Raw genomic sequence first — 6005 nt, 5'->3', positions numbered from 1 at the left:
CCAATGTTTTAATGTAGACTTCTCTCCAAACTTCCACAAGCTCATACCACCACCCAGCTCAAGGGTGGTCTTATCGCTCATCCTCATCTCAATGGCAGCATTGGGAGAGGTCGTAGCTGCATACAACAAGTTAGTCTTGACTGCAACCTTCTGNGCATCCGCATTGCCAATGGAAAACAATACAGCAATGAGAAGCATGAGCGAGAAACGACAAATGGATTTTCCGAACTTCATAACTAATTATTCAATCTTATATACATTCTCTAGTGCTGAGAGCCTGAAGTAACCCTCAGTACAAGCACTACATATTACTCACCAAACAAAAAAATCAGANACCGCCTCCGAAAAGAAGCAGCATCTGATGCCAAAGGTATATGAATTAGAGCTGTAGCAATAAGAATGTGCTACAGGAAAAACCGAAACCGGTAAGTCTAGATAAAGATGTGTGTACGAGAGATTCTCTCTCTCTCTCTCTCTCTCTCTCTCTCTCTCTCTCTCTCTCTCTCTCTCTCTCTAATCATTTTTCCGCAAATATCCAAATATAAAGCGTTAAAAAACGCTCTAACTCTTCATATTCAAAGGAGGGAGAGTAGAAATTTATCATTCTCTCCTTATTCCCCATAAATCCTGCAACAAAGATACACACATATTTGTAAACTCCAAAATTAATCCGAAAACCACACAATACAAAATTAGCAAAAACCGCTCTGGGTCAACATTTGGGCATAATGTTAANAAATCACATTGTTAATAAATCACATTCCTCATTTTTCAGCAATCGTCAGCGTGTAGTTTGTAATCGTTCATACGCTTCCACCACTGGAAGACAACGATATACTAAATGAGACTGTTGCACGGTAATGGGATTCCTAGCGAAGATTGATGCCTCGTCCTTCCAAGGGTGACTTGGTCAATCTCCCCTTCCGTTTTACTTATTTTTCTACGTGAATATCAATAGTATTCATGAAGACTTTCATGGTAAGATATTGATTAAGCTGTGAATATCGGCATCTGAAGTGTCGTGGGAAGCAACAAGACGGATTTCGCCTATTGCCTCGTCCCAATAGTAGAAGTGGAAGTGCTTCTCTAGCTCTTTGCTGACCTCTCGAGGGAGGGTGAGGAAGAGCTGGTTGCTCTCCACCTTTTGGGTGAAGTGTACGTAGGATTTTTGACTAAGGGCATCGGCGAGTTTGCGTGCCATCACATTGGCTCGTGTAGCGCACTCTTTCCAAAGATCATCTGCAAGGTAGGCGACGAATTGAGCCGATATATACCGCATTTTGCTAGCCAATTGGCAAGCTTGCTTGCGGGCATACCTTGCTTCTATAGCGAGGGAAGGGTCGAAAACAACCACGCACTCTGCGCCCATGAGTCCGTTCTTGGTCCCTCCGAGTACCATGGAATCGATACCGCAGGCCGCGGAGACTTCATCGATAGACTTATTGAGGGCGACAGCGGCATTGGCTATTCGCGCACCATCAAGATGCACTTTCATCCCATATTGATGCGCGAAGTCGCAAAGTTCGGTAAGCTCCTCGGGGGTGTAGATGGTGCCCAGCTCGGTACACTGACTGAGATAGATCGCTCCCGGCTGAGAGTGGTGCTCTATGCCAAAGTTGATCATATAGGGCTGTAGGAGCGCTGGCGTAAGTTTGCCGTCGGGGGTAGGAATCTGTCGAGTAATACATCCAGTAGCTTTCGTTGGCGCACCACACTCATCTACAGCTATATGCCCTGTCTCGGCTGTGAATATGATGTGGTAGGAGCGAGTGAGCAACTGTAGTGCCATGGTATTACTACCTGTGCCATTGAATGTGAATAGTGCCACGGAGGGGCGAGAGAACAATGCCTCTACCATCATGGTAGCTCGGTCTGTCCATGGGTCATCGCCATAACCAAAAGCATGGTCTGCATTGGCTGCGGTTATGGACTCCATCACACGTGGATGTACGGTAGAATTATTGTCGGATGCGAAGCTTCTCATGGCGTATGTATTTTTATAATTGTAGTTACATGGTTATCAATAAGATTGCGGCAAATGTACTAATTATTGGTAATATTCAAGGCAAACTAAGAGAGGCTGGCTCCTCTCGGTGCCAACCCCTCTTAGAAGTCATACATTATTTACTATGTTCTATTGCTCACTTATTGTCTGCAACATCCCACCAAACACGTGTATCAAAGTTGTCAGGACCCTGAGTCTTGATCACCTTATCGTAATTTTCGCGGTTGGTTTCGTAGTCATTGAGATAGTAAAATCTCCTATAAGGGATGTGCGATACGTTGATAGCACCAGCTTCACCGACCTCTAGCTTAGGGTAATTGAGACGTCGCCAGTCGCTCCATGCCTCGATACCATTCTCGTTGAATCCAGCAAGCCATCTCTGTAGGGCTATCTGATTGATCATCTCCTGAGTAGAGCCTTGTAGCTTCACTGCATCCTGAGCTAGATAATCAGCTACCGTAGTAGTAAGTGCGTACTTCCCTTGGAGGGCGTCGAATAGACCGTCGGCAGTCAGTTGCTCGATGGCTGTTTTCACCTGCTTGTTCTCAAATGATAGCTTAATGGCTTCAGCATAAAGGACTTTAGCGTCTGCCGTAATCCATCCCCTCACTGCCGCCTCTGCCTCCACAAGTAGCATCCGAGTAGCAGAAATGATGGTTATCTTGGCATCCTTCTGAGTGATAAATGGGTGTAGCTCAGATACCTTTCCAGTGTAGTCGCCAATCTTAGCACGTGGCGTACCAAATGGCACTGCAAAGAGTTCGCCAGCGGCAGTAGGCTTAGCGTAAGTATAAACACGTGGATCCTTGAGTGCGATAAACTTATCGACTAGCGTAGCCGATGGATAGAAGTCCTTACGTTTATCTACATAATAGTTACTGTAGATAGGATTCATGTTGTCGTCCTCAAGCGTGTACTGATAGCTGAAGTTATCGGCATTGGTAGCGATACCACCATCAGCATAAGCCTTGGCGAAGCGAGCCTTACCTACCTCAGGGGCTACGTCGGATAGCTTAATAGCCATAAGCATACGGAGAGAAGCATTGAGCTTCTGCCACTTAGCTAGATTGCCACCATAAAGGATGTCGTAGTAGTTATTAATAGCACCACCCTTTCCTAGAAGCGCGTAAGCCTCCACGAGCTTCTTATCTAATTCCGCATAGATATGCTCCTGGGTTTCAAACTTAGGGGTGAAGTTGCCATCGTCACCTAAGAGTGCCTCATCGTAGTAGATCATTCCCACGATATCGGTCATGTGCATGTAATAGAATGCCTCTAGGGTCATGGCTATACCCAACTGCACATTATTGGCGCCCATGCTGCTTACTGCCTCAGAGTCCTTAACACCCTCTGTTGTATTCATCTGCTTGATGAGATGGAGGTTCTTAAGGAATGTAGTGTAATAGGCAGTCATATTGAAGTCCTTGATACCAAACTGAGTGTACTGTACATTCTTAGCCTCAGCAAAGTAATGTGGATAGAGCTGAGAGAATGGATCATACATATCTACAGATGGCGCTGGAGAAGAGGTGTAGACCGCAAAGGTAACCCCCTGCATAGCACGTGAGAATAGATAACGGGTATCTTTGGTGCTAGGATTATTAGGGTCTACATTTATGTCGCCAAACTTACCACATCCATTGAGAAGCAACAGCAAAGCGACTGCTAATAGGGCATATTTAATTGTTTTCATATCGTATAATCATGCTAATGGTTAGAAGGTAAGACCAATGGTGAAACCATAAGACCTAGTAGAGATAGACTGACCGCCCTCTATGTAACCACGAGTGGAGCCACTAGTCTCAGATGGGTCGATGTTAGGAGTACCGGAGTAGATGAGCCATGGGTTCTGAGCTACGAAGGAGATACGTGCTGCGGAGAGTCCGATACCAATCTTATCGAGGAGCTCTTTCTTGAAGTTGTAACCCACAGAGATTTCACGGAGCTTCACGTAGCTTGCGTTGTATACAGACTCCTTCCAGATTTGTGCAGATAGATCCTGATAGTAGGTCTGAGCATCGATGTAACCATCTACTGGCTTGCCATCCTTATCAACACCTACTAGATGGAGACCTCCACCCTGCTCTACAGGATCACGGAGCGGTTTGCCTCTATCATTGAGACCGACAGTCTCCTGAAGGATACCAGAGCCCTTACCCCAGTAGTTGGTCCAAGATACTAGGCTACTGCCAATAGAGTAGTCGAGAGACATACCGAATAAGAAGCCGTAGAGATCGAGAGTGGTATTGAAACCTCCGGTAAAGTCTGGCTGAGCAATACCAAGCTCAATATCCTTAGACTTGTCGGCATAAGGACGAGGCTGACCGTTCTTGAGGTAGCCGAGGATAAGGTTACCCTTGTCGTCGCGTTGCCAATCATTGCCCTTGATCACTCCGATAGGACGACCTTCAATAGCATTGATAGAGATAGGAGAATAGAACTTAGTCCAATAGATCTGATAGCTATCGTCATTCTTGTCGTTTTTCTCGAGCTCTACGAGGGTATTAACGTTGCGCGAGATATTGAAATTGACATCCCAGCGTACATTCTTAGTCTCGATAGGGCGACCACCGAGAGAGACCTCGATACCTCTATTGCGGATAAGACCGGCATTGATTTTACGAGTGGTATAACCACTAGCTGGCGTTACGTTTTTATCGATAATCTGATTACGAGAGTCTCTGTTGTAGAAGTTGATATCTCCCCAGAAACGATTCTGGAACATACGGAACTCCGTACCTACTTCGTAAGAGGTAGAGATCGTAGGTTTAATTGCTGGGTCAAGGAGGTTACGAGAGGTACGCATGGTGGTACGACCATTGTACTTTTTCTCTGTGAAGAGAATTTGGTTGATCTGGTACTCTTTCATGGTTGATCCTACCTGCGCTGCTGAGCCACGAATCTTCCAGAAGTTGAGCCATGGCGCCTTGATGAGGTTGTGCAAAAGCACAGATGCACTAGCACCACCGTAGAGGAAACTATTGTAGTCAGGGTGTAGCGTAGAAGTCCAGTCATTACGTAGGTTGAGGTCGAGGTAGTAGGTATCGTCAAAACCTAGAGTAGCAGTACCGAATACACTTTGATTCTTTTGCTGAACTAGCTCATTCTCTCCTCCAGGAAGACCGTTAGAGCTTGAGAGATTCCAGAAGCGGTTGAGGAACATACCATCGCGCGTAAAGCCTCTTACCCACTTGTAGTCGTAGGTACGATACTCTCCGAATAGCATAGCATCGAGAGATAGACGGTCGTTGATAAACCTATCGCTATAGGAAGCATAGCCCTGATATTGCATATCCTTGAGAGAGGATTGTGCAGTTCTAAACCGCTCTGTAGTGAGGAGTCCCTTTGGAATCTTATTCTCATTGACCTCGGAGCGGATATTGCCATTGACATTGGCTCCTATCTTGAGCCCCTCGATGATAGAATACTCTATATTGCCACTGAATACATTCCAAATGTACTCTGAAGTATTATTGACTTCGTTTTGTAGTGCAAATGGATTGGTGTGGAATGCAGGAGAAAGATCATTGACGCCATTGATATTCCAAGTACGAAAAGAGCCGTCGGGGCGCTTATAATCCTTGAGTGCATCAATGTTGACGTTGGTATTTCCCCATTGGAGGTAGGATTGTAGGAACTCTCCAAACTCTCCGTAACCCTCAACAGCCGCATTGTGATTGAGACGATAGGTCATCTTGTAGTCTAGCTTTACACTCAACTTAGGGGTGACCTCGAAACCTGAGTAGACACTCAGGAAGTGGCGCTTGGCGTCTGAATTGTATTGAACACCCTTACGGTCTACATTAGTAAGAGACTGTTGCACATTCGAGTTTAGACGTTTTTGACTGACTTTTTTCAGATTTTCGTCTTGTCTAGCTTGAAAAATCGCCTTGTTTTTTGATTATTCTCCTCTGTAAAAGCTCTAAATATGAGCTTTTACAGAGGATTTCTAGTACTTATCTCATAACAAGTGCTCCTCTTATAGAGGCTTCTTCATTTT

General features: G+C 45.3%; 4 protein-coding genes. All 4 read right to left on the bottom strand.

The window, feature by feature from the left end:
• Nucleotides 1–198: DUF3575 domain-containing protein (locus A3GG_RS0111300; protein ID WP_428829151.1), on the bottom strand; the 198-nt coding region annotated here is incomplete at its 3' end.
• A 775-nt stretch (nucleotides 199–973) separates the two neighbouring features.
• Complete coding sequence (locus A3GG_RS0111290; protein WP_018359391.1) at nucleotides 974–1984, bottom strand: threonine aldolase family protein; 1011 nt, start codon at nucleotides 1982–1984, stop codon at nucleotides 974–976.
• Nucleotides 1985–2141: 157 nt separating this feature from the next.
• Nucleotides 2142–3698: a SusD/RagB family nutrient-binding outer membrane lipoprotein gene (locus A3GG_RS0111285; protein WP_026215802.1), complete on the bottom strand. Its 1557-nt coding sequence runs from the start codon at nucleotides 3696–3698 to the stop codon at nucleotides 2142–2144.
• Nucleotides 3699–3719: 21 nt separating this feature from the next.
• Nucleotides 3720–5828: a SusC/RagA family TonB-linked outer membrane protein gene (locus A3GG_RS12535; RefSeq protein ID WP_018359389.1), complete on the bottom strand. Its 2109-nt coding sequence runs from the start codon at nucleotides 5826–5828 to the stop codon at nucleotides 3720–3722.
• Nucleotides 5829–6005: the final 177 nt, after the last annotated feature.

The sequence above is a fragment of the Porphyromonas levii DSM 23370 genome (assembly GCF_000379925.1).
GTDB classification, from domain to species: domain Bacteria; phylum Bacteroidota; class Bacteroidia; order Bacteroidales; family Porphyromonadaceae; genus Porphyromonas_A; species Porphyromonas_A levii.
This window is presented reverse-complemented; position numbering and strand designations above follow the sequence as displayed.

Bases quoted from the DNA above. Each gene is read 5' to 3' on its own strand.
- A3GG_RS0111285 (WP_026215802.1), bottom strand. From the start codon at position 3,698: ATGAAAACAATTAAATATGCCCTATTAGCAGTCGCTTTGCTGTTGCTT.
- A3GG_RS0111290 (WP_018359391.1), bottom strand. From the start codon at position 1,984: ATGAGAAGCTTCGCATCCGACAATAATTCTACCGTACATCCACGTGTG.